Raw genomic sequence first — 25,208 nt, 5'->3', positions numbered from 1 at the left:
GATGATTTGCCATTTTTAGACTGAGCCATTAAATCTATAACAAGTGGCACATGTACCATAATAATGATGACGATGGGATGAATGCAGATGTTTTACCTTATAGGTCCAAGAGGTTCAGGAAAAACTACAATCGGAAAAAAATTGGCTGAACAGAAATCGTGCCAATTCGTTGATACTGATAAATTAATCGTTGAGCGAGCAGGAAGCAGTATTGCACAGATTGTAGAACAATATGGCTGGGAACACTTTCGTCATTTAGAAAGTGAAGTATTAAAATCAATCTCGCACTCAGATACCGTCGTTTCAACGGGAGGCGGTATTATTTTATTAAAAGAAAATCAACGTGTCATGCGTACGAATGGAACGGTTATCTATCTAAGTGCTACACCTGAGATTTTAGCCGCGAGACTTGCCGCAGAACCTCAAGCAGAGCAACGACCAAGTCTGACAGGGAAATCGATACTAGAAGAGATAGAAGAGGTCATGTCACAAAGAGAGTCTCTTTATCGGGAGACGGCACACTATGTGATTGATGCAGGGTTGCCGATTGAATCAATTATTCATCAATTAACTCAGTTTGATAAATAATATTGTTCTGAATGGTATTTTAGGAATAAAACACTTAGTTTTATACGGGTTTTTACGACATAATCATCCGCTTAAGTGATAAATGAAATCAAATAATAGGGATTTATTATGCTGGCAAACATGCTGAGGACAGTACTTCGGTTTTTATTTCGAGTCCGCTTAGTTGGGGATGAAAAAGCGCTCTACCAAGACAAATGCTTAATTACACCAAATCATGTTTCATTTCTTGATGGTGTGTTGGTCGCGCTATTTTTACCGATTAAGCCAGTATTTGCAGTTTATTCTACGTTCGCAACACCAAGAATGATCAAACTGCTAAAACCTTATGTTGATATTGTTCCTCTTGACCCTGCAAACCCTTTAGGCATACGTCAGTTAGTTAAAGAAGTTGAAAAAGGCCGTCCGATAGTGATATTTCCGGAAGGGCGTATTTCGGTGCATGGCTCTTTGATGAAAATATATGATGGTGCTGCGTTTGTCGCTGCCAAATCCGGTGCAAAAGTTGTGCCTATTCGTATTGAAGGGGCGGAACGTAGTCACTTTAGCCGTTTAAAAGGCATCATTCCCCTTAAATGGTTTCCTAAAATTACCCTGCATATTTTACCTGCTGAAATGATTCCGATGCCAGAAGCGCCTAAAGCGGTTGAGCGTCGTCATTTAGCGGGTGTTCACTTATATCACATCATGAAATCAGCACGTATGGCTTGTCGCCCTCAAGTCACACTGGTTGAAGAATTTATTGATAGCGTAAAACGTTTTGGACGCCGTGCACCTTGTATTGAAGACATTAATTTTAAAGAAGATAATTACCAAGGATTGTTAAAGAAATCATTAGGTGTAGGGAGAATCATTGAGCGCTATACCCATGAAAATGAGCGTATCGGTTTATTATTGCCAAATACAACAGTAACGGCAGCCGCTATTTTTGGGGCATTAATGCGTGGGCGAGTGCCTGCGATGCTCAATTACACGGCGGGTAGTCATGGTATCAGTAATGCACTCAAAGCTTCTCAAGCTAAAGTTGTCTTTACATCACGGCAGTTCCTTGAAAAAGGGAATTTGACCCATATTCCTGAGCAGGTCACCGAGGCGAATTGGATTTATCTTGAAGATTTAAAAGATACGGTCACGCTGCGGGATAAACTCTGGATCGTTAAACACTTATTGATGCCAGCGAAAGCGGTGATACCGCGTAAAGCCGATGATGAAGCTATCGTCCTGTTTACTTCAGGTTCAGAAGGAACACCTAAAGGGGTGGTACATAGCCATGCAAGTTTGATGGCGAATGTGGAACAAATCAAAACGATCGCTGACTTTACACCACGTGATCGTTTTATGTCATCATTGCCCCTATTTCATGCTTTCGGCTTAACGGTTGGGCTGTTTATTCCACTGTTTTCTGGTAGCCGAGTCTTTCTTTACCCCAGCCCATTGCATTATCGAATCATTCCTGAATTGGTTTACGACAAAAATTGCACCGTTTTATTTGGGACATCAACGTTTTTAGCTAATTACGCACGTTTTGCTCATCAATATGATTTTGCAAGATTACGTTATGTCGTTGCTGGGGCTGAAAAATTGTCGGATAGCACTAAGAAAATTTGGTTCGACAAGTTTGGTATCCGTATTCTTGAAGGTTATGGTGTTACAGAATGCGCTCCGATTGTCTCTATCAATGTGCCAATGGCCTCTAAAGAAGGAACAGTAGGGCAAATATTGCCGCAAATGGAATCTCGCATTATCCCTATTTCAGGCATTGAAAATGGGGGGAAATTACAATTAAAAGGCCCTAATATCATGAAAGGGTATTTGCGTGTTGAGGCGCCGGGCATTCTTGAAGCGCCATCAGCGGAAAACCAACATGGGGAACAAGAAAAAGGTTGGTATGACACGGGGGATATCGTTGTACTTGATGAGCTTAATTATTGCACTATTAAAGGCCGCGTAAAAAGATTTGCAAAACTCGCGGGAGAAATGGTATCCCTCGAAAGCATTGAACAGATGGTCCTGAGTTTGTCCCCTAATGCACATCATGCTGTTGTCACTAAACCTGATAGCAGTAAAGGTGAAGCTTTAGTTCTGTTTACGACGGATAAAGACCTCGATAGAAGCGCACTTTCTTCTGCCGCTAAAAGTAAAGGCTTAACGGAATTGGCCGTTCCCCGTGATATTCGTTTGGTGAAAGAGCTACCTGTACTCGGTTCCGGTAAAACAGACTTTGTGACACTGAAACAAATGGCGTTAGAGGATTGATGATATGCAAGAAATGAATGCGCCATTGATGAGTCGAGGAATGAAGGCTGTGCTAACGTCACAGTTTTTATCCGCTTTTGCCGATAACGCGTTGTTATTTGCCATTTTAGCGCAGTTAAAAGCTGAGTTTTACCCTGAATGGAGCCATCCAATACTACAAATGGTATTTGTATTTACTTATATCATTTTGGCCCCGTTTGTTGGTCAAGTTGCCGATCGCTTTTCTAAAGGGCGTGTCATGTTGTTCTCAAACCTATTTAAATTTTTAGGGGCTTTGGGGATCTGTTTAGGGCTTAACCCATTTCTTTGTTATGGGTTGGTTGGGATTGGTGCGGCTTCTTACTCACCAGCAAAATACGGTATTTTAGGTGAATTGACCGGTGGTGATAATTTAGTGAAGGCCAATGGCGTGATGGAAGCATCAACTATCGCGGCCATTTTGATTGGTTCTGTCGTCGGTGGTATTTTATCGGATATTAGCCTTATTTTAGCGTTGGGTACCTGTACGGTATTGTACGCATTAGCGGTGATTGCCAACTTCTATATTCCGCATTTAGTTGCTGCTCGCCCAGGTAAAGGCTGGCATTTTAAGAAGCTTTTCACCGATTTTGTCTCTGCTTGCCGTACACTTTGGGCAAACCAAGAAAGCCGTTTCTCACTGGTGGGAACCAGTATGTTTTGGGGCGCGGGCGTCACATTACGTTTTTTACTGGTGGCTTGGGTACCGTTTGCATTAGGTCTACAAGATAACGCAACGCCAACCTATCTTAATGCCGCTGTTGCCGTTGGGATTGTGGTTGGTGCTGGGGTGGCTGCTAAATTCATTACATTAAAAACGGTGTCACGCTGTATTCCTGCTGGGGTAGTCATTGGTATCATGGTGGTATTACTTGCGTTACAAACCAATCTCTTACCATCCTATGCTATCTTAGCGGTACTCGGTATTTTTGGCGGGCTATTTGTCGTTCCTCTTAATGCGTTATTGCAGGAAAAAGGCAAGGAAACCGTTGGGGCTGGTAACGCGATTGCAGTGCAAAACCTTGGTGAAAATAGTGCAATGCTAATTATGTTAGGATTATATTCCCTAGCCATGAAAGCAGGATTATCCGTTATTAGTGTTGGTGTCGGTTTTGGTAGCGTATTTGCTATAGCGATTGCGGGTTTATGGGTTTGGGATCGCGCACGCAAAAAGTAATTATCCGAAGGTAAAAATCACATGATAAATGAAAGTTATCTCGAAACATTGAGTATTCAGCTTGCTGAAATCCTCAAAAAACAAGGTAAAACGATTACTTGTGCAGAATCATGTACTGGCGGATGGATTGCTAAGGTATTGACGGATATTGCGGGTAGTTCGGATTACTTTCATAGAGGATTTGTGACTTACAGTAATGAAGCAAAGCATCAAATGATTGGTGTGACAAATGAGTCACTGCAAAAATTTGGGGCAGTGAGTGAGCAAGTGGTTTCTGAAATGGCACTCGGAGCTTTAACTGAAGCTGCTGCTGATTTGGCGATTTCAGTGAGTGGCATAGCAGGTCCAGGTGGCGGAAGTGACGCTAAACCGGTGGGAACGGTTTGGTTCGGTTTCGCCCAAAAAAACGCTACAGGCAGAGCTCATGTGACGGTTAAGCACTGTATATTCCAAGGTGATAGAAATTCTGTACGTTTACAATCAACAGCTTATGCACTTGAAACACTTTTACAAATCATAAGTGAAAAATCTTCTTGATACTGTATGATTATACAGTATACTTAGCATTAACAAACCGAATTCAATCGTTCTATTTGCAGTGGGTAACTTCACTGCATCAAAGGGAGTGAACATGGCTATCGATGAAAACAAACAAAAAGCATTAGCAGCAGCGCTAGGTCAAATTGAAAAGCAATTTGGTAAAGGCTCTATCATGCGTCTTGGCGAAGATCGCTCAATGGATGTTGAAACTATCTCAACGGGTTCTTTATCTCTTGATGTCGCTTTAGGTGCTGGTGGTCTGCCGCTGGGGCGTATTGTTGAAATCTATGGGCCTGAATCTTCTGGTAAAACAACACTGACACTGCAAGTTATTGCAGCCGCACAGCGCAGTGGTAAAACATGTGCATTTATCGATGCTGAACATGCTCTCGACCCTATTTATGCAAAAAAATTAGGCGTTGATATTGATAACCTGCTGTGTTCTCAGCCTGATACCGGTGAGCAAGCACTGGAAATCTGTGATGCGTTGACGCGCTCAGGGGCTGTTGATGTCATCATTGTTGACTCCGTTGCAGCATTAACACCAAAAGCTGAAATTGAAGGTGAAATTGGTGACTCTCATATGGGCTTAGCTGCTCGTATGATGAGCCAAGCAATGCGTAAATTAGCGGGTAACTTGAAAAACTCAAATACGCTGTTGATCTTCATTAACCAAATTCGTATGAAGATTGGTGTTATGTTTGGTAACCCTGAAACGACAACGGGCGGTAATGCTCTCAAATTCTATGCTTCCGTACGTTTAGATATTCGCCGTATTGGTGCTGTGAAAAATGGTGAAGAGATTGTTGGTAGCGAAACGCGTGTTAAAGTCGTTAAAAACAAAGTCGCTGCACCATTTAAACAAGCTGAATTCCAAATCCTGTACGGTGAAGGGATTAACACCTACGGTGAATTAATTGATTTAGGTGTTAAGCATAAATTGATTGAAAAAGCCGGTGCTTGGTATAGCTATAACGGTGATAAAATTGGTCAAGGGAAAGCGAATGCAACAATATATCTGAAAGAGCACCCTGAAGCGGCCGAAGAAATTGATAAAAAACTGCGTGAAATGCTACTAACTCACACTGGTGAATTTAGCAGTGCAGCCACTGATTACATCAGTGAAGCCGAAGAAAATGAATCGCCTGAAGAATTTTAATATTGATTCATTGGTTTGATAAATAAGCAGATTATTAACGCCACTCCAAAAAAGAGTGGCGTTTTTTATTTTTCATTTGCACTATATTGGGAGTAAACAATAGTTTTCCAGTGGAAAAATAGCCAACTGAAAGGTATAAACATACTTTCAGAAAATACTCAGACGCTTTACAATGAAAGCCACGAATGGATGTATCTATACTTTAAAACGCTCAAGTTGCAGTTAAGTGACCAAATAGGCAATAGGAACATTCATCAATGTGTGACTAATGCGAATGAATGTCATCAACTGTACTGAAACTTACAGTATGAAGAGTATAAATTTTACTTCTACGCAAAGAGACTTTATCTTATCAGTCACTTTTTAATCGGAGAGTTGATTAGAGGTGATGTTACATTCCATCTCAACAATTCGTAATTCAGTTTCCAGCTTGAAATCGGGATAAATATGAGTAAAAGCACCGCTGAGATCCGTCAAGCGTTTCTCGACTTTTTTCATACAAAAGGTCATCAGGTGGTAAGTAGCAGTTCGCTAGTACCAAATAATGACCCAACATTATTGTTCACTAACGCAGGGATGAACCAGTTCAAAGATGTATTTCTTGGTCTGGATAAAAGAGCATATTCCCGAGCGACTACGGCACAAAGATGTGTGCGAGCAGGTGGTAAACATAACGATTTAGAAAACGTTGGCTACACAGCCCGTCACCATACTTTTTTTGAAATGCTCGGTAACTTTAGCTTTGGCGATTACTTCAAACATGATGCGATCAAATTTGCTTGGGAGCTATTAACTGGAAAAGAGTGGTTTAACCTACCAAAAGAGAAATTGTGGGTTACCGTGTATGAAACCGATGATGAAGCCTATGAAATTTGGAACAAAGAAGTCGGAATTCCAGTTGAACGCATTATTCGTATAGGCGACAACAAAGGTGCACCATACGCCTCTGATAACTTCTGGCAGATGGGGGATACTGGTCCTTGTGGCCCATGCACCGAAATTTTCTATGACCATGGTGAGCATATCTGGGGTGGGCCTCCAGGAAGTCCTGAAGAAGACGGCGATCGCTATATTGAAATCTGGAACATCGTCTTCATGCAGTTTAACCGTCAATCAGATGGCACGATGGAACCATTACCTAAGCCATCTGTGGATACTGGTATGGGGCTTGAACGTATTGCGGCTGTATTGCAGCATGTTAACTCTAACTATGATATCGATATTTTCCGCGACCTTATCGCTGCGGCTGCAAAGGCTACAGGTGCTAGCGACCTATCAAATAAATCACTTCGTGTTATTGCTGACCATATTCGCTCTTGTGCATTCCTCGTGAGTGATGGCGTCATCCCATCGAATGAAGGCCGTGGTTATGTATTGCGCCGGATTATTCGCCGTGCTGTACGTCATGGCTATATGCTAGGGGCAAAAGAGACCTTTTTCTACAAGCTGGTTGCTCCACTGATTAAAGTGATGGGATCAGCAGCAGATGAACTTGCTCGTCAACAAGCTATGGTTGAAAAAGTGCTTAAAACGGAAGAGGAACAATTTGCACGTACATTAGAGCGTGGTCTTCAATTATTAGATGAAGAACTTGCGGCTCTTAAAGGTGACACCTTAGATGGCGAAACTGCGTTCCGTTTATATGATACTTATGGTTTCCCTATCGATCTTACCGCGGATGTTTGCCGTGAGCGTAACATCAAAGTTGATGAAGAAGGCTTTGAGCGCGCAATGGAAGATCAGCGCCGCCGTGCAAGAGAGTCGAGTGGTTTTGGTACCGACTATAATTCGTTAATTAAGGTTGAAAAACACAGCGAATTTTCTGGTTATGCCTATAATGAACAATTAGCCACTATCACTGCTATCTATAAAGATGGCCAGTCAGTAGATTCCCTGAATGCTGGTGAAGAAGGTCTTGTGATCCTTGATAAGACTGCATTCTATGCTGAATCGGGTGGTCAAGTTGGCGATACGGGTGTGCTGCGTAATGAGAGTGGTCATTTTACTGTCACTGATACACAAAAATATGGTCAGGCAATTGGTCATATTGGTCAGGTAGAGTCTGGCTCACTAGTCATTAACCACCGTATAGATGCTAAAATTGATGTGAAAAGACGTGATGCAATACGCCTTAATCACTCAGCAACTCACCTGTTGCATGCGGCATTACGCCAAGTACTTGGTGATCATGTATCACAGAAAGGCTCTTTAGTTAACGATAAATATCTCCGCTTTGATTTTTCACACTTTGAAGCAATGACACCTGCACAATTACGCGCAGTGGAAGACATTGTTAACGCACAAATTCGTAAGAACACACCAATTGAAACGGAACTTATGGATTTAGAAAGTGCAAAAGAAAAAGGTGCGATGGCATTATTCGGTGAAAAATACGAAGAACGTGTACGTGTTCTGAGTATGGGCGATTTTTCTATCGAACTTTGTGGTGGGACACATGCAAGCCGTACTGGTGATATCGGTTTATTCCGCATCACCAGTGAATCAGGTACGGCTGCGGGAGTTCGTCGTATTGAAGCTGTCACAGGGGAAGGCGCGATTGAAAGCGTACATAACCAATCTGATCAGTTGAATGCGATAGCTCACCTCTTAAAAGGTGATATGAATAGCTTAGTTGAAAAAGTTAAGTCTGCATTGGAAAAATCTCGCCAATTAGAAAAAGAGATTTTGCAACTAAAAGATCAACAAGCATCCCAAGAAAGTGCTTCACTTAGTAGTAAAGCAAAAGATATTAAAGGGATTAAATTACTTGTTAGCCAATTAAGTAACACTGAACCTAAGCTTTTGAGAACGATGGTTGATGATCTCAAAAATCAGTTGAAATCGGCGATTATCGTGCTTTCAACAACGAGTGGTGATAAAGTCAGTGTAATTGTTGGTGTAACTAATGATTTGACTGCTAAAATAAAAGCGGGTGATTTGATATCATATGTTGCACAGCAAGTCGGTGGTAAAGGTGGTGGGCGCCCAGACATGGCTCAAGCGGGTGGTACGGATGTGAGTGCGTTACCAGCGGCGATGGCCAGTGTAGAAGAGTGGGTTAACTCACGACTATAAGCGCTGATTAGGTTGCCTCATGCACCGTGAGGCAACTTTATCTGTTGCAACGTTGTTAATATGTTGTGGGTAGTGTTATATTTTGTACGTATATAATTAAAATGATTGCCTTGATGGCATCGATGCTTTAGGTGTATATCATTGCTTTACGTTTTCACGGTGTGTGATGGACAATAGCGGGGGAAACCTAGAGACCCGACTCTTTTAATATTTCAAGGAGCAAAGAATGCTTATTCTGACTCGTCGAGTTGGTGAAACACTCATGATAGGCGATGAGGTAACAGTTACTGTACTGGGAGTAAAAGGCAATCAAGTTCGTATTGGTGTCAATGCCCCAAAAGAAGTTTCTGTTCACCGTGAAGAAATTTATCAACGGATCCAGGCTGAAAAGACTCAACCAGATAATCAATAATAATGAATAAGCGTCCATATCTTGAACCACACAGCAAAGATGGACGCTTGTCTTTCATTTGACCTCATTCTTAACCCTGCTATATTTTAATTTATTCGGCCTTCAAGCGAGTGGTTTAACTTACCACGATACCAATTTGATGCTTATCGTTGACAACTTCCTCTCTAGCTTCTCAATTTGAACGCAGCGCTGACTATTTTTCGAGAATTCATTTTTCAATTCATCATTTTTTATCGGGTAAAATTTTGTGAAATTACCCCGTGATGAATCCGATTTTCGGTGCTAAACTAATCATCTTGCTTGTGAAATGTGCAAACAGTCATTATAAACCAAAAAGTTTGGAAAAATTGTTTGACTTCTAAAGCTAGGAAAGTAATATGTGCGCCACACAGAGACGAGATGTTCAAAACAAATCGTCTGTGACTAAAAACGGTGAGGTGGCCGAGAGGCTGAAGGCGCTCCCCTGCTAAGGGAGTATGCGGTCAAAAGCTGCATCGAGGGTTCGAATCCCTCCCTCACCGCCATTTTAGATAGCTGCATCCGTAGCTCAGCTGGATAGAGTACTCGGCTACGAACCGAGCGGTCGGAGGTTCGAATCCTCCCGGATGCACCATATTTAACCCTATGAGTAAAACTGGTGGGGTTGGTTTTTAGTTTTTAGCAACTAAAAACAAGCAGTAGTTATGAAGTGTAGAGTTTGATATTGTAATGCATCCGTAGCTCAGCTGGATAGAGTACTCGGCTACGAACCGAGCGGTCGGAGGTTCGAATCCTCCCGGATGCACCATCTTCAGCTAGTCCTTGTCTAGTGTATCAAAATTTCCTTTATCAAAACGATGGCTAATTATTGAATCAACGATTCAATGAACGAATTAAGCATCCGTAGCTCAGCTGGATAGAGTACTCGGCTACGAACCGAGCGGTCGGAGGTTCGAATCCTCCCGGATGCACCAGAACAAGAAGCTCCTCATAGAGGGGCTTTTTTTTCGTCTATCAATCAGATTTATCATAATTTGATGTTATTCCAAATGCGTATCTTATATAAACCACACATCTAAGCAGCGACAATTTCCTTCATTTACGCTAAAGTAAGCTTCTTACTAAAATAAAATTACATCACAGGCGGGAGGTCGATTTGATCCCGGACGTATCTAAAGCGCTCTCATGGTTAGAGGCGCACCCAGAAGCACTGAATGGTATTCAACGTGGTATCGAACGTGAAACATTACGTGTTACTCCGAAAGGTTCTATTGCTGAAACTTTGCATCCGGAAGAATTGGGGAAAGCATTAACACATAAATGGATCACGACAGATTTTGCTGAGTCTTTACTTGAGTTCATTACACCTGTGGATAAAAGTACTAGGCACAGTTTGGCTTTTCTTAGGGATTTACACCGTTATACGGCTCGTCATCTGCACAATGAAAGGATGTGGCCATTAAGCATGCCTTGTTTTATCGAAAACGAAGATAAAATAACGCTTGCTCAATACGGTACATCGAATGTAGGCCGCTTCAAAAACTTATATCGTGAAGGGCTAAAAAACCGTTATGGCGCATTAATGCAGACCATTGCTGGTGTTCATTATAATTTTTCATTGCCAATTGAATTTTGGCAGGCGTGGGCAGGTGTTAAAGATGCACAGAGCGGTAAAGCGCAAATTTCTGATGGTTATTTACGCCTGATTAGAAACTATTATCGCTTTGGCTGGGTGATCCCTTATTTATTTGGGGCATCTCCTGCTATTTGTGGCTCATTCCTTAAAGATAGAGAGACTAAATTAACCTTTGAAAAGACAGCGACGGGAACGTATTACTTACCTTATGCGACGTCGTTAAGAATGAGTGATTTAGGCTATACGAATAAGTCTCAGAGCGATTTAAACATTACCTTTAATGATTTAGATAGCTATGTGGCTGGTTTGAAAAAAGCGATTTATAAGCCGTCTGAGGAATTTGCCGCGCTAGGTGTGAAAAAAGCAGGTAAGTATATTCAATTGAACACCAATGTGTTGCAGATTGAAAACGAGCTATATGCACCCATTCGACCTAAGCGTGTGCCAAAAGGTGATGAGTCACCATCTGATGCATTGTTGCGTGGTGGTATTGAGTATATTGAAGTTCGTGCGTTGGATATTAACCCGTTTAGCGCGATTGGGGTTGATGAGACGCAAACGCGCTTCCTAGACCTGTTTTTGATTTGGTGCGTGTTAGCTGATGCACCAGCAATGAATGCTCAAGAATTAGATTGCAGTCGCCAGAACTGGAACCGCGTGATCCTTGAAGGGCGTAAACCGGGTCAAGTTATCGGTATTGGTTGTGGTAGTGAAATGAAACCATTGGTGGAAGTAGGGCAGCAGTTATTTGATGACTTAATCCGTGTTGCTGAAGTCCTCGATACCTGTTGTGATGCCAAATATCAGGAAGTTTGTCACCAATTTATTTCAATGTTTGAAGATCCAACTCGGACGTATTCTGCATTAGTGATGGATAAAATGGTTGAACAAGGTATTGGTGGCTACGGATTAGAATTAGCTGAAAAATACTATGCGCAATTGGTTAGTGAACCTTACGAAGTGATTACCGAAGCTCAGTTTGAAGCTGCTCGATTAGCTTCCATAGAAAAACAGGCTATGATAGAGAAAGATGAAACTGAAAGCTTTGAGGATTATTTGCGGAGGCATGCAGGGCGCTAAAAGAAAATGGCCACAACGAAGTGGCCAAATATAAAATCTCTTAGAGAATTAGGGATGATAACAAATTTGCGCGTCTTTCATAGATTAAGACTCAGCGATTGCCAAATAGTTTCATTTATTTTGCAAATAAAATAATTTTTTTTCAGGAGGTCAATAAATGCCGTTATTAGACAGTTTTACTGTAGATCATACGCGTATGGCTGCGCCTGCGGTTCGTGTAGCAAAAACGATGAAAACACCTAGCGGAGACACGATTACCGTTTTCGATCTGCGCTTCACCGTGCCTAACAAGGAAGCCATGTCTGAAAAAGGCACTCATACCCTTGAACATCTATTTGCAGGGTTTATGCGAGACCATCTCAATGGCAATGGTGTTGAGATTATTGATATCTCTCCAATGGGGTGCCGTACTGGGTTTTACATGAGCTTAATTGGTGCACCTGATGAGCAACGTGTTGCCGATGCTTGGAAAAGTGCAATGCAAGATGTATTAAAAGTGCAAGATCAGAATAAGATCCCTGAGCTGAATATTTTTCAGTGTGGCACGTATAAGATGCATTCACTAGACGAAGCTCAACAAATTGCACGCAATGTCCTAGCGTCAGAAATTCGAATTAACAAAAATGATGAACTTGCATTACCGGCTGAAAAGCTGACTGAACTGCATGTTTAAATAACGTTAATGCAACAAACTGCACCTAACTTGTTAGCGAATAACACATTAAGGTGCAGTTTTTTTATTGATGTTTAATGAGCTTCAGATGTAGAAGCATTCGTTGCGATAGGGGTAATTTTGACTTGCTTAATAATATTATCGCTAATGAGCAGGACCTCGACTAAATAGTGTGAAATGACGATTTTTTCTTGCAGCTCAGGGATATCGCCAATCGCTTCTAACACCATACCATTCACTGTTCTCGGCCCATCGACAGGAAGGTGCCAATCAAAGGCTTTGTTCAAGTCACGAATATTTGCCGTACCATCAACGAGTACACTACCATCGCTTTGCGGTAAAACTTCTTCAGACAATGAAGGGGACATCGACGTGGTAAAATCGCCGACGATTTCCTCAAGGATATCTTCAACCGTAATCAGCCCTTGAATCTCACCATACTCATCAACAATGATGCCTATTTTTTCTTTATTATGTTGGAAATTTATTAGCTGAGTACTTAGTGGCGTACTATTTGGAATAAAGTAGATACTGTCGGCTGCTTTGATCAAATTCTGCTTGGTAAACTCCCGTTTCTCCATCATCAAACGATAGGCTTCACGGACACGCAAAATTCCAATCGCATCATCAAGGGAGTCACGATACAGCACGATGCGGCCATGAGGTGAGTGGGTCAGTTGCCGAATGATAGATTTCCAATCATCATTAACATCAATACCGACGATCTCATTCCTTGGTAGCATAATGTCGCCAACAGTCACTTTTTCAAGATCTAAAATCGACAACAGCATGTCTTGATTTCGTCTGCTGAGTTTAGCTTTTGACTCATTAACGATGGTTCTCAGCTCATCTTTACTGACTGCATCACTGCGTATTACAGGGGGTTTTATGCCACAAAGAAACATAAATAATAATGTTATTTTGTTGAAGGCCCAAACCACTGGCAGCATAATTTTTTGTAGAGGTTTTAAAATATAGCTGCTTGGGAAAGCAATTTTTTCTGGGTATAAAGCCGCGATAGTCTTAGGCATCACTTCAGCAAAGACTAATATCACAAAGGTTAAAATACCCGTGGCAATTGCGACACCCGCATTGCCATATAGGCGCATACCAACAATAGTCGCTAGGGATGAGGCAACAATATTGATTAGGTTATTGCCGATAAGAATCAAACTAATGAGTTTATCGGGGTGACGAAGTAATTTTTCGACACGTTTTGCTGACCGGTTACCTTGTTTGGCAAGGTGCTTTAAGCGGTAGCGATTCAGCGTCATCATACCTGTCTCTGACGCAGAAAAATATGCGGACATGATAATTAAAATGATTAATATAATGATGAGCGTACCGGTAGATACGTGATCCAAAACTAGGTTCCTTATACTGTGTAGATAAGATGATTTTATTCGTCTTAGCGTTAAGATACCAGAATTTGTTGCATCAACCGGTTGCCAAAGAATGCCATTGTTAGAATAAAGGCTCCAGCGACGTGGAAAAATAGAACTCGCTTCCCTCTCCAGCCACCGTGGAAATGGCCCCACAGTAAAATAATATAGACGAACCAAGCGATAACCGATAAGACAGATTTATGGATATTCTCTTTATCAAAGATATTATCCATATAAATAAAGCCAGTGCATAAGGTTAAGGTGAGTAGGATCACTCCAACTTGGGTGATATGAAACATTTTGCGCTCAATGACCATCATAGGCGGCATATCTGAACTGAATTTCAGGGTTTTATTCTTTAGTTGAAAATCTATGAGTGCAACTTGGAATGCATATAGTGCAGCGATTAAGAGTGTCGCATAACTCAGTAACGCTAAACCAATATGAATGAAGAGAGGGACACTGCCTTCTAGGTGGGTGATAAACTCACCGGGCATAATGGTGGATAACATTAAATTGATGACAGCAAAACTATAGACAATCGGCGTCAAATACCAAGCTTTGCCCTTATAAGCCACGACGGTCATAATAATACACATGAGTAAACTCACGGCGGAACCTAAGTTTAATAATGTGAGGTTTTGTCCTTCATCACCACGAAAAATCAGTAACTTTAGCGTTATTGCATGAGTTATCAGTGCAATAACGGCCAATAAAAGGGCTAGTCGGCGATAGACAGGTTGTTTTCGAACCTGGCCGGGTACGATCAGCGATAGGCTGAATAGGTATGTACAAACTGCTATGACTGCAAATACTGGCATAGTATAGTGTCGTTATTCATTTTAAGTGGATTATATTGTGTAGTATAACTCGTGGAGCTGCCGGCTCCAACCATTGGTACAGTTAATAAGCCTCTTCTTAATCGTTAATCGCATGATAAGAGCGCCTCTCACGGAGTATGACTGTTCATTTTATGATTGAAATCTGATTTTACTATTCAGTCAGTCAAATCAATACTAACAGAGTGAAGCGAATAAACGTCAGGTGTGATACACTGTGGCGAAAAATTTCGGCGTTGGTTTCAGTTGTGGCTGTCATCGGTTATGCACCTTTGAAAAATAATGAGTGAGTGTTGTCTAAATTAGCCATTGCGTACTTGTATTTTTAAGTATCAATAACCAGATAGAGTGTTGACAGTAGGCCCATAAACAGAATTGAGTTAAGACATATGTTTGATAATTTAACTGACAGACTATCGCGCACTTTGCGCAACATCAGCGGGCGTGGGCGTCTGACTGATGAGAATATTAAAGATACATTGCGTGAAGTTCGTATGGCTTTGCTGGAGGCAGACGTAGCGCTTCCCGTTGTCCGTGAATTTATTCAAAAAGTAAAAGAAAGCGCTGTTGGCCAAGATGTCAATAAAAGCTTAACTCCAGGTCAAGAGTTCATCAAAATTGTTCAGAATGAACTGACCAAAGCCATGGGTGATGAAAACCATCAACTTAACCTCTCGGCGCAGCCACCAGCGGTTGTCTTGATGGCTGGTTTGCAAGGTGCGGGTAAAACCACAAGCGTTGCAAAACTGGGTAAGCTTTTAAAAGAGAAACAAAAGAAAAAAGTTTTAGTGGTCTCTGCTGACGTTTATCGCCCAGCAGCGATTAAACAGCTAGAGACATTGGCAGAAACGGTTGGTATTGATTTTTTCCCTTCAGATGCCAAAGAAAAACCCGCAGCAATCGTACAGAAAGCTTTAAAACACGCTCAGCTACAGTTCTATGATGTGTTGTTGGTGGATACCGCAGGTCGTTTACACGTTGATGAAGCGATGATGGACGAAATTAAAGAGGTCCATCGCATTATCAATCCTGTAGAAACCCTGTTTGTTGTTGATGCGATGACAGGTCAAGATGCCGCGAATACGGCTAAAGCTTTTAATGAAGCGCTACCGCTTACTGGGGTGGTGTTGACGAAAGTTGATGGTGATGCGCGTGGTGGTGCGGCTTTATCCATTCGCTCAATTACAGGTAAGCCAATCAAATTCTTAGGGGTTGGTGAAAAAACGGATGCTTTAGAACCTTTCCACCCAGAACGTGTAGCGTCCCGTATTTTAGGTATGGGAGATGTGTTATCTCTTATTGAAGAGATCGAACACAAAGTTGACCGCGATCAGGCAGAAAAACTTGCTAAAAAGCTGAAAACAGGTGACGGTTTTGATTTAAATGACTTTTTAAGTCAGTTAAAACAGATGCGCAATATGGGCGGCATGGCGAGTATGATGAGTAAGATACCTGGAATGTCTCAAGTTCCAGATGCTGTTAAGTCGCAAATGGATGATAAAATCACTATCCGAATGGAAGCGATAATCAATTCAATGACGCGTAAAGAACGTGAAAAACCTGAAATTATCAAGGGGTCACGTAAACGTCGTATTGCCGCTGGTTCAGGTACGAGTGTTCAAGAAGTCAACCGCCTTTTGAAGCAATTTGATGATATGCAACGCATGATGAAAAAGATGAAAAAAGGCGGTCTTGCCAAGATGATGCGTGGCATGAAAGGAATGATGCCTCCGGGTTTTCCGGGGCGTTAAGCAACAAAGCTAGAAAGAATATGCACTTTTGATTGATTTTTACGTCAAAGCGAGTAAAATTTTCGGGCTTTTTATATGACAGCCGGACTCTATCCCTCGATGGAGTCTGGTTGTTTTATTAACTAATGAGGATGTTATGGTAACAATTCGTTTATCTCGTGGCGGCGCAAAAAAGCGTCCGTTCTACCAAATCGTTGTAACCGATAGCCGCAATGCGCGTGACGGTCGTTTCATCGAGCGTGTTGGTTTCTTCAACCCAATCGCTTCAGGTCAAGCAGAAGAACTGCGTTTAGACTTGGATCGTGTTGAGCACTGGGTTGGTAAAGGCGCAACTATTTCTGACCGTGTTGCACAACTGGTCAAACAAGCTAAAAAAGCAGCTTAATCTGTCACGGTGGTAACTATGGGCAAGCAAGTAAATCTAGCGACTCCTACTCACCCAATCGTCTTGGGGAAATTAGGCGCTGCATATGGAATTCGTGGTTGGCTCAAAGTTTTTTCCTCCACCGAACATGCTGAAAGTATTTTTGATTATCAGCCTTGGTTTATTCAACGTTCAGGTCAGTGGCAACATGTGGAACTGGAAGATTGGAAACACCATAACAAAGATATCATTATTAAACTTAAAGGGGTCGATGACCGCGATGCAGCAACGTTGTTAACTAATTTTGAAATAGTCGTTGATTCAACGCAACTTCCTGAATTAGATAATGATGAATATTACTGGAAAGACCTTATGGGCTGCCAAGTAGTGACACTGCAAGGTTATGATCTCGGGACCATCACCGATATGATGGAAACCGGTTCTAATGATGTCATTGTGATTAAGGCAAATCTAAAAGATGCATTTGGCATCAAGGAGCGGCTGGTTCCGTTTCTTGATGGGCAGGTTATCAAGAAAGTCGATCTTAAATCTAAACTCATTGAAGTTGATTGGGATCCTGGTTTTTAAATCTCCGGTTGAACGGTTTTAATGAGTGGGACTAAATAATGTGGATTGGTGTAATTAGCCTGTTTCCCGAAATGTTCCGCGCAATAACCGAGTACGGGGTAACTGGTCGGGCAGTGAAAAATGGCCTACTGTCTGTCGAGTGTTGGAATCCACGCGATTTCACTCACGATAAACATAAGACAGTTGATGATCGCCCCTATGGTGGTGGTCCAGGCATGCTGATGATGGTGCAACCTTTAAAGGATGCTATCAACACAGCAAGAACTGAGGCAGGTGAGGGTGCGAAAGTTATTTATCTGTCACCTCAGGGACGCAAACTCAGCCAAGAGGGGGTTTGCGAATTGGCAACGAATGAGAAGCTAATTCTTGTTTGTGGTCGATATGAAGGCATTGATGAGCGAATCATTCAAACCGAAATTGATGAAGAATGGTCAATCGGTGATTATGTTCTCAGTGGTGGGGAACTCCCCGCGATGGTGTTGATTGACTCGGTGTCTCGGTTTATTCCGGGAGTACTTGGTCATCAAGCTTCTGCACAAGAAGACTCTTTTGCAGAGGGACTACTTGATTGTCCACACTATACCCGTCCTGAAGTGTTAGACGGCATGCAAGTACCTGATGTTTTATTATCCGGTAACCATGCAAAGATAGATAGCTGGCGTATGAAACAATCACTTGGCCGTACCTGGCTTAGAAGACCTGAGCTTCTGGAAAGCCTAGCTCTGACTGACGAGCAGAGGATGTTGCTGACTGAATTTCAAAATGAATATTGGTCTGAGCAACAAGTGAATCCAGACAATTAAAATAATTGTCTAACATATATCAGTTTACCTAGGGTAAGAGAATTATTATGAGCAACATTATTAAACAACTTGAACAAGAGCAGATGAAGCAGGACGTACCTTCATTCCGTCAGGGTGATACTGTGGAAGTTAAGGTATGGGTCGTAGAAGGCTCTAAAAAACGTCTGCAGGCATTTGAGGGCGTGGTTATTGCTATTCGTAATCGCGGTCTGCACTCTGCATTCACTGTTCGTAAAATTTCTAACGGCGAAGGTGTTGAGCGTGTATTCCAAACTCACTCTCCAGTCGTAGATAGCATCACTGTTAAACGTCGTGGTGCCGTTCGCAGAGCTAAACTGTACTACCTGCGTGAGCGTTCTGGTAAGGCAGCTCGTATTAAAGAGCGTCTGAACGCCAAGTAATACGCTTTCGCTACATCCGAAAGAATATAAGGCCCGCCCCAGTGCGGGCCTTTATATCTCTGTCATCTTTCGGCCCGTACATTGCTGGTTGCACTCCTTCAGCTATATCAATCCCTCAATATCTCACTTATACACTGCTTACCGGCAACATGGACAGATAAGAATGATCCTTTTCAACAATCATTAAGGATTCCGATTCTTATTTATTAAGATATTATTAATTTGATCTGTCTCATTTCATACTATTACCAAATTGTAAACTTATGATTACACTCTCTTTCTGTTTGTATGTTTTTTGAGCGTTAATAAAAGAGGTGGATATTTTATTATTTGCTTTTTCAATTGGTTATCTGTGTGTTCATCTTTATTTACATCGCTGTAATTATTTTACAGTTTTGGATTGTAATCTTTACGTTCCATGGTATGTTATTAACCAGCACACAAACACAATATATAAACAGTTAAGCAGGTAATAAAAATGATCATGCAAAAAGATGTACTCAATAATGTGAATATTCGTGATGAACAGGTATTAATTACACCTGAGGCTCTAAAACAAAAATTTCCACTGAGTCACAGCAACCTGCATGCCATCGCGGCTTCGCGTAAAGTCATTGCTGATATTATTCATCAACGCGACCCACGCTTACTCGTGGTATGTGGCCCTTGTTCTATTCATGATGTCGATGCGGCTATTGAATACGGTCAACGTTTACAGAAACTTGCTGCTGAATTGAATGACAGTTTATATATTGTGATGCGTGTTTATTTTGAAAAACCTCGTACAACTGTTGGCTGGAAAGGTTTAATTAGCGACCCATTAATGGATGGTTCGTTTGATATGGAAAAAGGCTTACATATTGCTCGCGACTTGCTGACAAACCTTGTTAATATGGGGCTACCTTTGGCGACAGAGGCTTTGGATCCTAATAATCCTCAGTACTTAGGTGATCTTTTCAGTTGGTCTGCCATTGGTGCAAGAACAACAGAATCGCAAACACACCGTGAAATGGCATCGGGTCTATCAATGCCTGTAGGATTTAAAAATGGTACCGACGGTAGCTTATCGACAGCGATTAATGCGATGAAAGCGGCGTCTATGCCTCACCGTTTTATGGGAATTAATCAATCAGGTCAAGTGAGTTTGTTGCATACAAAAGGCAATGAAAATGGACATGTTATTTTGCGTGGCGGTAAAACACCAAACTATAGCCCAGAAGATATTGCTGCCTGTGAAGCTGAAATGCGTAAAGCTGGACTTGAACCGTCATTGATGGTTGATTGTAGCCACGGTAACTCGAATAAAGATTTCAGGCGTCAACCGTTGGTTGTTGACTCTATCATCGAGCAAATTACTCATGGAAATAAGTCAATAACCGGTATTATGTTAGAAAGCCATTTACATGAAGGCAATCAAAGTTCTGAACAGCCACGTAGCGAAATGAAATATGGCGTGTCAGTGACCGATGCTTGCATTGATTGGGAAACAACCGAAACAGTATTGCGTAAGCTTCATCATGCATTGCAGCCAGTGCTTGACGAACGTGCTGAAAAATTTGAAATTGCAAGTTGATACAAGGTATAGGTATGTCTGCTGAATTATCTCATCTGAGAGAACAAATTGATGAGGTTGATAAATCGTTATTAGATTTGTTGGCTAAACGCTTACAACTGGTTGCTGAAGTCGGTGAAGTCAAAAGCCAACATGGTTTGCCTATTTATGTCCCTGAGCGAGAGTCAAGCATGTTGGCTGCTCGCCGCCAAGAAGCAGAACGGATGGGGATACCGCCTGATTTAATAGAAGATATTCTTCGCCGCGTGATGAGAGAATCTTACGCTCGCGAAAATGATAAAGGATTTAAAACCCTGAAACCTGATGCTGGCCCAATTGTGATTGTGGGTGGTGATGGCAAAATGGGGCGCTTGTTTAATCGTTTACTGACACTCTCAGGTTATCAAGTTAAAACGCTGGGTGAACAGGATTGGGCGCAAGCAGAGTCAATTCTTTCTGGTGCTAGCGTTGTTATAATCAGTGTACCGATTCATTTGACAGTACAGGTAATTGAACGACTGCCAAAATTGGATAAAGAAACAGTCCTCATAGATATTGCATCGGTTAAAGATAAGCCTTTAAAAGCGATGTTAGCAGCGCATGCAGGACCTGTTTTAGGCTTACACCCCATGTTTGGTCCTGATGTAGGAAGTGTTGCTAAACAAGTATTTGCCTTTTGTGATGGCCGAGATAGCGAATCTTACCAGTGGTTCCTAGAGCAATTACAGGTTTGGGGAGCCCGCTTGAAAAAGATTACAGCCAGTGATCATGACCGTAATATGAGTTTTATTCAGGCGTTGCGCCATTTTACAACTTTTACGTATGGTCAAAATTTAGCGCAGGAACATGTGGATCTACAGCAGTTGTTAGAGTTGTCATCGCCTATATATCGCTTGGAACTGGCAATGGTTGGGCGTCTATTTGCTCAAGACCCTCAATTGTACGCTGATATTATTATGTCATCTGATGAAAATATTGAATTAATTCGCCGTTACTATCAGTTACTCGGCCAATCTATAGAGATGCTCGAACGTAAAGATAAAGCCGAATTTATTCGACAATTTAATGAAGTAAGCGATTGGTTCGGGGAAGATGCTCACCATTTTATGAAAGAAAGCCAATCGCTGTTGCAAAGAGCCAACGACAACCGCAAGTAGCTTTTAAAAATGGCTCCTATATAAGGAGTCATTTTTATGTATCGTCAAAAAATTCGCCGCAATTTACCTACCTGATCTTTACCATCTACACGTAATTTCACTTATTTTGATTTTTTGTAATTAAAAATACTGTACTCATTTACTTGTATAGTTATTTATATTGCTATTTTTTAATAATATCTGTTTATAGAGTGAATATTTATAAATTAAACGATTTAACTGATAAAGTTAGTGAATAATTTACCGATATTAATTCTCATAAAGTGACAGTTTTATCGGTGAGGAATCTATGTCTTTGAAGGATATGAAAATTAGCGCAAAATTATCCATTGCGTTCGCTTTCTTTATTTTACTTATATTAGTGAGTTCGGCGTTTTCTTTCGTCAGCTTGAACAAAGCCAACAACGGTATTCAAACAATCATCTATAAAGATTATCCAATGACTGTTAGAGCTAATCAGCTAATGGATAATTTTTATTCTTATATTGGCATACAGGAGTTGATACTTCTGGATGATCGAGATAGCGATAGGCGTCGAAATGAACTAAAAAAAATTAGTTCAAACGTCGCCCAGCTTTTGAAGGAATTAGATGAAAACGCAATGGATGAGCCCTCTAAAGAGGGGCTAATTCAGATCCGTGATGTTCGTCAGCGCTTTCTACAATCTCAGGCCCGCTTAAATGAATTCTTAAATAATAACAATCGCAGTGCTGCTATTGATGAGATGATGAATAATACGTCAGCTATTCAACGTGAGTACCGTGAAAGAGTTCAAAACTTCATCGAAGTTCAGAATAGACGCATGCAAGCAGCTGCTGGGGTTGTAGAAAGTAATTATAATTTTAATAAATGGTTATTAGCGACTCTTGTGATTATTAGCATTGCAACAGGCTGTGGTATGGGCTGGTTTATTGCACAATCGATCACACGCCCATTGAGCCAAGCCGTTGGTTTTGCTCAAGCGATAGCATCGGGAGACCTAACACAACATGTTGCAGCCAGATATCGCGATGAAACAGGTATACTATTACAAGCGTTAGTTGAAATGAAAACACGCTTACTTGAGATAGTTAGAGAAGTTCAACATGGCTCCGAGAGTATTTCAGCTGCCGCAGGCCAAATTGTGGCAGGAAACCAAAACCTAGCGGCAAGAACAGAAGAGCAGGCGACATCCGTAGAAGAAACGGCGAGTTCTATGGAGCAAATTACATCCACGGTACAAAATACCGCTGATCATACCCATCAAGCGACGCAGCTTGCGGCAGATACTGCTGTTGCTGTAACCAAAAATGGGCGAATGATGAATCAAGTGACAGAAAAAATGCGGGTTATTCATTCTTCATCAAGCCAGATGACAGATATCATTAATCTCATTGATTCGATTGCATTCCAAACCAATATTCTTGCTTTAAACGCTTCTGTTGAAGCCGCAAGGGCTGGTGAGCATGGGCGTGGTTTTGCCGTTGTTGCAGGTGAAGTGAGATTATTAGCGCAAAAAAGTGCGAATTCAGCGAATGATATTCGAGGCCTTATTGAAAATTCTCTCGCTCAGACGAAGGAAGGCATGGAATTAGTTGAACATGTTGAATCTCAAATTAATGACATGGTTAAAAATGTCGATGAAATCGATCAACGTTTGCAAGAAATAGGCCAAGCAAGCCATGAGCAAAGTTCGGGGATCTTGCAAATCAATAGTGCAGTTGGGCAGCTTGATGCGACAACGCAGCAAAATGCGAGTTTAGTTGAAGAATCGGTTGCCGCAGCGGCGTCACTTAATGAACAAGCATTGCACCTTAAACAATTGGTGAACTATTTCCGTATCGACTTTGCAAATAGATAATATTATTAAATCAAAATAATGGTGTTATTGATGATGTCATTGAAATAGGTTGGTGATGATATAAAGCCAGTGTGTATTGACTGGCTTTATATTTTGCAATGTCACTCGATTATGGCGCGATTTTCTCGGGTTCAACAGGAACGATATTTTCAGAAGGGTAGCAACCAAGAACTTTAATAGAACGTGTAATGGCTGATAACTCTTTTAATGCCTGTTGCATATTCCCAGAACGTAGGTTGGCATGCACATCTATATAAAACATCTCTTCCCAAGGTTTGCCATTGATAGGACGAGACTCGAGCTTACTCATGATAATCTTATTATTTTTTAAGATGATAAGTGCATCAACAAGGGCACCTGCTTGTTGGCCTGTTGTGATAAGTAATGTGGTTTTTGCAGGTACTTGCTCTGTAACTTCAATGGATTGTTGAGCAACGACAATAAAACGCGTCATGTTAATTTGCTGATTAGCTAAATTATGCTCGAGAACCTGTAAACCATACAAGGCACCACCCGCTTCGCTGCCGAGTGCTGCAACATGCGGTGAGTTTTGTTGGGCGACATTTTGCATCGCGGTTGAAGTGCTATCACAGTATTCAATTTTCCAATGTGGGAACTGAGCTAAATATTGACTGCATTGTTGGAATGGCTGCGGATGACTATAAACCGTTTCTATTTTACTGAGATCAGTGCCCCCAACGGTAAGCAGGCAGTGATTGATGGGGAGACGAATTTCACCCACAATCGATAATGTGGTGTTTTGCAATAGATCATACACATCATTGATTGCACCTGAGCTAGTATTCTCTATTGGTAAAATACCATAATCGGCTTGGCCACTTTCAACGAGAGAGAAAATATCTTGGAATTTATGGCAACTACACTCAACCAATTGGTCAAAATGACGAGCTGAATATTGGCGTGCAGCAATATGAGAATATGAACCTTTAGGGCCTAAAAATGCGAAACGCGCAGAGTCATTGGGTGTTAAGTTTAAATATTGCTGCAAGATGGCTTGCTGCGTAAGTACGGAATCTTCAATGATCATTTGAAAGAGACGTGTCACATAAAAACCATCTAACCCTAGTGGTTTAGCTTTATTAATCAACACATCTAATAATTGACGTTCACGTTCTTTATCCCGTATTGGGCGGTTATCTTCTAATTTTGTCTGTGCAACTTCAACGGCATATCCACGCCTTTTGGCTAGGAGTTCGAGAAGTTCGCTGTCCAATTGGCTAATTTTTTTTCGTATCTTCAGTAAATTAGTGCTGTTATCCATCCTACCCGCCCTATAAAACATCGCTGAAACAAAAAAGCCCCCTAATTTAGGGGGCTTGCAAATCTTGTCATCTTTTCTTTCTCAAACGACAAAAGCCCCTAATAGGAGTGGCTAAAGCTAAAGAAAGAAAAGAAAACAAAATTCATATGCATAATAATATCACCATTGTTTGTCTAGTCTTTAAATAGACCTGATACAAGAGCAGATGTCAACAAAAAAGAAGCTGTTCAACTAAAAACGCGCCTATGGTAGGCGCGTTGGCAAGGTTTCAAGATAAGTTTGTAGATAATATAAAATTATAACGTAACGAGGTTCGCTTCTTTTACACTATTGCTGGCTCTTCTTGATTCTCCTTTATGTTGCACTTTATTAAGTTGTCTTTCGAGTTTGTTAATCAATTCATTTATGGCAACGTACATATCTTCATGTTTTGCGCTAGCAACGAGTTTTCCTGTGGCTGTTTTAATATTGGCATCTACCATAAAACCTTGTGGTTCTTTTGATAAGACAACATGAGGACTAATTAAATTGACTTGCCATTTTTCAAGTTTAGTCAGACGGCTTTCAATGTGATCTCGGATAGCTGGGGTAATATCCATTTGTTTGCTAGTTATGTTCACTATCATATAGTTACCTCTCATTGTTTCCGCCTTTGA

General features: G+C 41.3%; 21 protein-coding genes, 4 tRNA genes and 1 other annotated feature. Of the genes, 21 read left to right on the top strand and 4 right to left on the bottom strand.

Translation table 11 applies throughout. The annotated features are described in order from the left end of the window. Positions 1-87 precede the first annotated feature (87 nt). The 13 genes from aroL to luxS all read left to right on the top strand — a co-directional run bounded on the left by aroL (position 88) and on the right by luxS (position 12,590). Entirely contained in the window at positions 88-588 is a 501-nt protein-coding gene (gene aroL, locus O7C57_RS15695; protein WP_154625105.1) for a shikimate kinase AroL, read from the top strand. A 108-nt stretch (positions 589-696) separates the two neighbouring features. Continuing rightward, on the top strand, positions 697-2,841 hold the full coding sequence (gene aas, locus O7C57_RS15690; protein WP_154625106.1) for a bifunctional acyl-ACP--phospholipid O-acyltransferase/long-chain-fatty-acid--ACP ligase: 2,145 nt from the start codon (positions 697-699) through the stop codon (positions 2,839-2,841). A gap of 4 nt (positions 2,842-2,845) precedes the next feature. After that, positions 2,846-4,036: a lysophospholipid transporter LplT gene (gene lplT / locus O7C57_RS15685; protein ID WP_154625107.1), complete on the top strand. Its 1,191-nt coding sequence runs from the start codon at positions 2,846-2,848 to the stop codon at positions 4,034-4,036. A gap of 21 nt (positions 4,037-4,057) precedes the next feature. Beyond that, a complete protein-coding gene (gene pncC, locus O7C57_RS15680; protein WP_154625108.1) occupies positions 4,058-4,573 on the top strand; it encodes a nicotinamide-nucleotide amidase in 516 nt (171 codons plus the stop codon). A 94-nt stretch (positions 4,574-4,667) separates the two neighbouring features. Beyond that, on the top strand, positions 4,668-5,735 hold the full coding sequence (gene recA / locus O7C57_RS15675; RefSeq protein WP_154625109.1) for a recombinase RecA: 1,068 nt from the start codon (positions 4,668-4,670) through the stop codon (positions 5,733-5,735). A 447-nt stretch (positions 5,736-6,182) separates the two neighbouring features. Beyond that, positions 6,183-8,810, top strand: a complete 2,628-nt coding sequence (gene alaS / locus O7C57_RS15670) for an alanine--tRNA ligase (protein WP_250000060.1) — start codon at positions 6,183-6,185, stop codon at positions 8,808-8,810. A gap of 226 nt (positions 8,811-9,036) precedes the next feature. Then, positions 9,037-9,222, top strand: coding sequence for a carbon storage regulator CsrA (gene csrA, locus O7C57_RS15665; protein WP_004264815.1), 186 nt, complete (start codon positions 9,037-9,039; stop codon positions 9,220-9,222). Positions 9,223-9,653: 431 nt separating this feature from the next. Continuing rightward, positions 9,654-9,746, top strand: a tRNA-Ser gene (locus tag O7C57_RS15660). A 12-nt stretch (positions 9,747-9,758) separates the two neighbouring features. Continuing rightward, a tRNA-Arg gene (locus O7C57_RS15655) sits at positions 9,759-9,835 on the top strand. Positions 9,836-9,932: 97 nt separating this feature from the next. Further along, positions 9,933-10,009: transfer RNA gene (locus O7C57_RS15650), tRNA-Arg, on the top strand. 89 nt (positions 10,010-10,098) lie between these two features. Beyond that, a tRNA-Arg gene (locus tag O7C57_RS15645) sits at positions 10,099-10,175 on the top strand. Between the two features lie 182 nt (positions 10,176-10,357). Beyond that, positions 10,358-11,917 carry a glutamate--cysteine ligase gene (gshA, locus tag O7C57_RS15640; RefSeq protein WP_154625111.1) on the top strand — a complete coding sequence of 520 codons (1,560 nt, stop codon included), beginning with the start codon at positions 10,358-10,360 and terminating at the stop codon, positions 11,915-11,917. Between the two features lie 157 nt (positions 11,918-12,074). After that, positions 12,075-12,590, top strand: coding sequence for an S-ribosylhomocysteine lyase (gene luxS / locus O7C57_RS15635; RefSeq protein WP_154625112.1), 516 nt, complete (start codon positions 12,075-12,077; stop codon positions 12,588-12,590). Between the two features lie 74 nt (positions 12,591-12,664). Here the strand turns inward: luxS and O7C57_RS15630 are convergent, their stop codons facing one another. Then, positions 12,665-13,954: a CNNM domain-containing protein gene (locus tag O7C57_RS15630; protein ID WP_163860772.1), complete on the bottom strand. Its 1,290-nt coding sequence runs from the start codon at positions 13,952-13,954 to the stop codon at positions 12,665-12,667. A 50-nt stretch (positions 13,955-14,004) separates the two neighbouring features. After that, a complete protein-coding gene (locus tag O7C57_RS15625) occupies positions 14,005-14,796 on the bottom strand; it encodes a cytochrome C assembly family protein (RefSeq protein WP_154625114.1) in 792 nt (263 codons plus the stop codon). 407 nt (positions 14,797-15,203) lie between these two features. Here O7C57_RS15625 and ffh point away from each other — a divergent pair, with 407 nt between their 5' ends. From ffh to O7C57_RS15585, 8 genes are all read left to right on the top strand, one after another. Next, positions 15,204-16,565 carry a signal recognition particle protein gene (gene ffh, locus O7C57_RS15620; RefSeq protein ID WP_154625115.1) on the top strand — a complete coding sequence of 454 codons (1,362 nt, stop codon included), beginning with the start codon at positions 15,204-15,206 and terminating at the stop codon, positions 16,563-16,565. Between the two features lie 136 nt (positions 16,566-16,701). Continuing rightward, positions 16,702-16,950 (top strand): 30S ribosomal protein S16, encoded by a 249-nt coding sequence (rpsP, locus tag O7C57_RS15615; protein ID WP_154625116.1) that lies wholly within the window; start codon positions 16,702-16,704, stop codon positions 16,948-16,950. 18 nt (positions 16,951-16,968) lie between these two features. Next, on the top strand, positions 16,969-17,517 hold the full coding sequence (rimM, locus tag O7C57_RS15610) for a ribosome maturation factor RimM (protein ID WP_154625117.1): 549 nt from the start codon (positions 16,969-16,971) through the stop codon (positions 17,515-17,517). Between the two features lie 38 nt (positions 17,518-17,555). Further along, a complete protein-coding gene (trmD, locus tag O7C57_RS15605; RefSeq protein ID WP_154625118.1) occupies positions 17,556-18,320 on the top strand; it encodes a tRNA (guanosine(37)-N1)-methyltransferase TrmD in 765 nt (254 codons plus the stop codon). Positions 18,321-18,367: 47 nt separating this feature from the next. Then, complete coding sequence (rplS, locus tag O7C57_RS15600) at positions 18,368-18,721, top strand: 50S ribosomal protein L19 (protein ID WP_154625119.1); 354 nt, start codon at positions 18,368-18,370, stop codon at positions 18,719-18,721. Positions 18,722-19,199: 478 nt separating this feature from the next. After that, positions 19,200-20,294 carry a 3-deoxy-7-phosphoheptulonate synthase gene (locus O7C57_RS15595; protein ID WP_269723313.1) on the top strand — a complete coding sequence of 365 codons (1,095 nt, stop codon included), beginning with the start codon at positions 19,200-19,202 and terminating at the stop codon, positions 20,292-20,294. Positions 20,295-20,308: 14 nt separating this feature from the next. Next, entirely contained in the window at positions 20,309-21,430 is a 1,122-nt protein-coding gene (gene tyrA / locus O7C57_RS15590) for a bifunctional chorismate mutase/prephenate dehydrogenase (RefSeq protein WP_163860773.1), read from the top strand. Positions 21,431-21,719: 289 nt separating this feature from the next. Beyond that, positions 21,720-23,270, top strand: a complete 1,551-nt coding sequence (locus O7C57_RS15585) for a methyl-accepting chemotaxis protein (RefSeq protein WP_163860774.1) — start codon at positions 21,720-21,722, stop codon at positions 23,268-23,270. Between the two features lie 109 nt (positions 23,271-23,379). Here O7C57_RS15585 and pheA read toward each other — a convergent pair whose 3' ends face one another. Then, positions 23,380-24,552 carry a bifunctional chorismate mutase/prephenate dehydratase gene (gene pheA / locus O7C57_RS15580; RefSeq protein WP_167520911.1) on the bottom strand — a complete coding sequence of 391 codons (1,173 nt, stop codon included), beginning with the start codon at positions 24,550-24,552 and terminating at the stop codon, positions 23,380-23,382. A 27-nt stretch (positions 24,553-24,579) separates the two neighbouring features. Continuing rightward, positions 24,580-24,708: a sequence feature (Phe leader region), on the bottom strand. A gap of 140 nt (positions 24,709-24,848) precedes the next feature. After that, positions 24,849-25,178 (bottom strand): ribosome-associated translation inhibitor RaiA, encoded by a 330-nt coding sequence (gene raiA, locus O7C57_RS15575; protein WP_154624347.1) that lies wholly within the window; start codon positions 25,176-25,178, stop codon positions 24,849-24,851. Positions 25,179-25,208 lie beyond the last annotated feature (30 nt).

Source organism: Providencia sp. 21OH12SH02B-Prov, from assembly GCF_027362595.1.
GTDB classification, from domain to species: domain Bacteria; phylum Pseudomonadota; class Gammaproteobacteria; order Enterobacterales; family Enterobacteriaceae; genus Providencia; species Providencia zhejiangensis.
Note: the sequence above shows the minus strand (reverse complement) of the source record. Positions and strands in the feature narration are given on the sequence as shown.